The sequence below is a fragment of the Micromonospora echinofusca genome (genome assembly GCF_017614955.1).
Lineage (GTDB): Bacteria > Actinomycetota > Actinomycetes > Mycobacteriales > Micromonosporaceae > Micromonospora > Micromonospora echinofusca_A.
The window spans coordinates 1-4,198 of the sequence record NZ_WVUH01000485.1 but is presented as its reverse complement, the minus strand read 5'-3'; the positions used below and the strand labels follow the sequence as shown (position 1 = coordinate 4,198).

Annotated in this window: 4 protein-coding genes; all 4 read right to left on the bottom strand. The window is 75.8% G+C overall.

The window, feature by feature from the left end; genetic code table 11:
• The coding region (locus tag GSF22_RS31405) for an NAD(P)/FAD-dependent oxidoreductase (protein WP_208817538.1) at positions 1-1,394 on the bottom strand (1,394 nt) is incomplete at its 3' end.
• Entirely contained in the window at positions 1,391-1,639 is a 249-nt protein-coding gene (locus GSF22_RS31400) for a (2Fe-2S)-binding protein (protein WP_208817537.1), read from the bottom strand. The genes GSF22_RS31405 and GSF22_RS31400, both read right to left, overlap by 4 nt.
• Positions 1,626-2,771 carry an NAD(P)/FAD-dependent oxidoreductase gene (locus GSF22_RS31395; protein WP_307804491.1) on the bottom strand — a complete coding sequence of 382 codons (1,146 nt, stop codon included), beginning with the start codon at positions 2,769-2,771 and terminating at the stop codon, positions 1,626-1,628. Before GSF22_RS31395 ends, GSF22_RS31400 begins: the two co-directional genes overlap by 14 nt.
• On the bottom strand, positions 2,768-4,180 hold the full coding sequence (locus GSF22_RS31390) for an aminopeptidase P family protein (RefSeq protein ID WP_307804489.1): 1,413 nt from the start codon (positions 4,178-4,180) through the stop codon (positions 2,768-2,770). Before GSF22_RS31390 ends, GSF22_RS31395 begins: the two co-directional genes overlap by 4 nt.
• Between the last annotated feature and the right edge of the window lie 18 nt (positions 4,181-4,198).

Genomic DNA, 4,198 nt, shown 5'->3' with positions numbered 1-4,198 from the left:
AAGAGACAGGTTCTGCCGTGGTCCGGGCCGGTCGGGTCGTCGGCGGCCAGGTCGCCGAGGGTGACCGGCTGGGCGACCGGGCGGGCGGCGTAGGCGGCGAGATCGGCGGCGTCCGGCGTGCGGCCGGCCGACCGGGCGGTCAGGCAGGCGGCGGCGTAGCCGCACATCCGTCCCTGGCACCAGCCCATCCCGGTGCGGGTCATCAGCTTGGCGCCCCGACCGTCGACGACGTCGAGGTCACGTACCGCCCGGCGGACCGCGCCGACGGTCACCTCCTCGCACCGGCAGAGCAGGGTGCCGTCGGCGCAGCGGTCGGACCAGCCGGCGGGGACCGGGTGTACCGCGTGCAGCACCTCGGCGAACCGGCGCAGCCGGCGGCGTCGGGCCAGCAGCCGGCCGTGTTCCCGGTCGGGCAAGGGCAGCGGCCGGCCCAGGGAGACGGCTGCGGCGGCACCGGCGAGCCGGCCCTCGACCAGGGCCAGGTCGGCGCCGCCGACCCCGGTGACCTCACCGGCGGCGTACACGCCGGGCACGGTGGTCGCCTGGGCGGCATCGACGGTGACCACGAGACTGCCGTCGGCGTCCAGGTGGGTCGCGCAGCCCAGGGCCACGGCCAGTTCCACCTGCGGGGTGAACCCGAAACCGACCGCGAGGCCGTCGCAGGCCACCTCGCTCTCGGTGCCGGGCACCAGGTGACCGTCGCGCAGCGCCGCGACGGTCACCCCGGTCAACCGGTCGGTGCCGTGGGCGGCCACCACCGTCCGGCGCCGGTGGTAGGGCAGCCGCTGGCCCAGCATCGTCGCGCCGTACCGGGCGGCCTCGGCGAGCTTGCCCGCCGTCGCGGCCACCCGGGGCAGGTGGCGGGCGTAGCGCAGCGGGTCACCGGCCTCGTACACGCCGACGACAGTGCTGCCGGCCCGGGCCAGTCCGGTTGCCACGGGCAGCAGGAACGGGCCGGTGCCGGCGACCACGACCCGCTGCGCGAAGGTCACCCCCTGCCCCTTGAGCAGGGCCTGCGCGCCACCGGCCGTGACCACCCCCGGCAGGTCCCAGCCGGGGAAGGGCACCACCCGGTCGTACGCGCCGGTGGCCACGACCAGCCGGTGACCGGCCACGGTGCCGGCGCGGGTGTGCACCACGAAGCCCGGTTCGACGAACCAGACGGCGGCGTCGGGCCGGTGGTCGACCCCGGTGAGCTCGTCGCGCAGGTCGACGAAGGTCGACCAGTCGCCGTGGTCGGTGCCGTCGACGCCGGACCGGTGCCGCCAGTACTGGCCGCCGGGGCGGGGGGCGGCGTCGAGCAGGGCCACCCGGCAGCCGGCCTGTGCCGCGCCGACCGCTGCGGCCAGCCCGGCGGGGCCGGCGCCGACCACCACCACGTCGTACGTCGTCACGTCTCGTCCCCCTCCTCGGTCTCGACCACGTCGCCGGGGCGGGCGACGCGCAGGCAGGCCCGCTGGGCGGGTGTCCCGTTGACCCGGACCAGGCAGTCGAAGCAGACCCCGATGCCGCAGAAGACGCCCCGGGGACGGCCGCCGATCCGGGTACGCCGCCAGGAGCGGACCCCGGCGGCGAGCAACGCGGCGGCGATGGTCTGTTCGCCGTCGGTGGGTACCGGGCGGCCGTCAAAGGTGAACATCGTGCCGCTCCGGGGCGAAGGGTCGCAGGTCGATCGGGGGTCGCGTGCCGGTCAGCAGGGCCGCGACGGCCTCCCCGGTGGCCGGGGCGAGGCCGATCCCCGCCCCCTCGTGGCCGCAGGCGTGGTGCAGGCCGGGTACCCGGGGGTCGGGGCCGATCGTCGGCAGGTGGTCGGGACTGTAGGGGCGGAACCCCCGGTACGCCCGGATCACCTGCACCGGGGCGAGGACCGGGAAGAGCCGGACCGCCTCGGCCGCCAGCCGGCGCAGGGCGGGCAGCGAGAACGTCGGGTCGAAGCCGACCCGTTCCCGGCTGGAGCCGATCAGGATGGTGCCCGCCCGGGTGCCCTCGACCACCGGGGAGGTGCCCAGGTCCGCGTCGTCCCGGCCGACGTTGTCGACGTAGCCGGCGGCGTAGACCTTGTGCCGGATCAGCGGCGGGCGGGCTTCGGTGACGAGGACGAAGCCCCGGCGGGGCAGGATCGGCAGCCGGGTACCGGCCAGCGCGGCCACCTCGCCGGCCCACACCCCGGCGGCGTTGACCACCGCCGGGGTGCTGATCGTGCCCCGGTCGGTGACCACGGTGCGTACCGCTCCGGTGCGGTCGCGGCGCAGGGCGGTGACCGTGGTCCGGGTCAGTACCCGGGCCCGCGCGGCGCGCAGCAGGTGGGCGGCGGCCAGCATGGGCTGTACCTGCATGTCCTGCGGGTACCGGGCCCCGCCGGGCAGGTCCCGGGCCAGGTGCGGTTCGACGGTGGTCAGGGCGTCGGCGGGTACGTCGACGACGTCGACCCCGGCGGCCCGCTGGCGGGCGGCCAGCGAGCCCAGGGCGGCGTGTTCCGCGTCGGACCGGGCCACCATCAGGCCGCCCTTGGGTTCCAGCTCGAACCGGGAGCCGTCGAGGGTATCGCCGAGTTCGCGCCACAGCCCGGCCGACCGCAGGGCCAGGGTCAGTTCCGGGCCGGGCGGCTTGTCGGAGACGAGGATGTTGCCCTCCCCCGCCCCGGTGGTGCCGCCGGCCGCGCCGGCGCGGTCGACCACGGTCACCGACAGTCCGGCGCGGGCGGCGTAGTAGGCGCAGGCCGCGCCGACCATGCCGGCGCCGACGACGACGACGTCCGCGACGGTGGTCACGAGCTGATCCGGTGCATCCACGCCTCGACGTCGTCGGCGCTGCGCGGCAGGCCGTCGGAGAGCAGCCGGTAGCCGGACCCGGTGATGAGGATGTCCTCCTCGATGCGGAAGCCCATGCCGCGCAGTTCGGCGGGGATGAGTTCGTCGTCCGGCTGGAAGTACAGTCCCGGTTCCACGGTCAGGACCTGGCCGGCGGCCAGCTGCCCGTCGAGGTAGTTCTCCGACCGGGCGGCGCCGCAGTCGTGCACGTCCAGGCCGAGCATGTGGCCCGAGCCGCAGAGGGTCCACCGGCGGTACACCCCGGAGTCGTCGGCCAGGGCCTGCTCCGCCGAGCAGGGCAGCACGCCCAGGTCGGCCAGGCCGTGGGCCAGGACGGTCATGGCGGCCCGGTGGAAGGCGCGGAACTCCTCGCCCGGCCGCAGGCACTCCAGCGCGGCGTCGTTGGCGTGGCGGCACAGCTCGTACAGGTCCCGTTGCAGCGGGGTGAACCGGCCGGACACCGGCAGGATCCGGGTGATGTCGGCGGTGTACAGCGACCGGGTCTCCGCCCCGGCGTCGAGCAGCAGCAGGTCGCCGTCGCGGACCGGGCCGTCGTTGTCGATCCAGTGCAGGGTCGCCGCGTGCGCCCCGGCCGCCACGATCGAGTGGTAGCCGACGTCGTTGCCCTCCAGCCGGGCCCGCTGCCAGAACACCCCCTCCAGGTAGCGCTCCGAGGTGCGCATCGCCATCGGCAGGGCCCGGACCACGTCCTCGAAGCCCCGGGTGGTGATCGCCACCGCCTCCTCCAGTTGGGCGATCTCCCACTCGTCCTTGACCAGCCGCAGTTCGGCCAGTACGGCGGCGAACTCCGCGTCGGCGCGCGGGTCGGTGCCGGGCAGCAGGGCGTCGACGCCGGGGTCGACGCCGCGCAGCACCCGGGTGGGGGTGCCGCCGGTCAGCGCCCCGGCCACCTCGGCGACGTGCCGGGTCGGCAGGGCCAGCCGTTGGGTGCTCTCGCCGAGCGTCGGGCGGCGGCCGGCCCACAGTTCGCCGTACACCCGGTCGCGGAAGAACTCGCCGTCCTTGCGGTCCGAGCGGGGTCGCAGGTACAGGGTGGCGTCGCCGTCGGGCTCGACGACGAGGACCCCGTCGGAGGACTGGTCCCCGGTGAGCCAGGTGTACGCCGAGTGCGGCCGGAACCGGAAGTTCTGGTCGTGGGACCGTTGCCGGTACCCACCGGCCGGTACCACGAGGCGCTGACCGGGGAACATCTCGTGCAGCCGGTGGCGACGCCGGGCGGCCCAGGGGGCGACCTCGTCGGCCGGCAGGTCGTGGTGTTCGCTGTCCGCCCAGCCGATGGTCATGAACTCCGCCAGGGCAGGGCTGACCGGGAGGTCGTGGCTACCGGTGTGCAGGTCGGGGCGGGACACGGGGACTCCTTCGAGGGG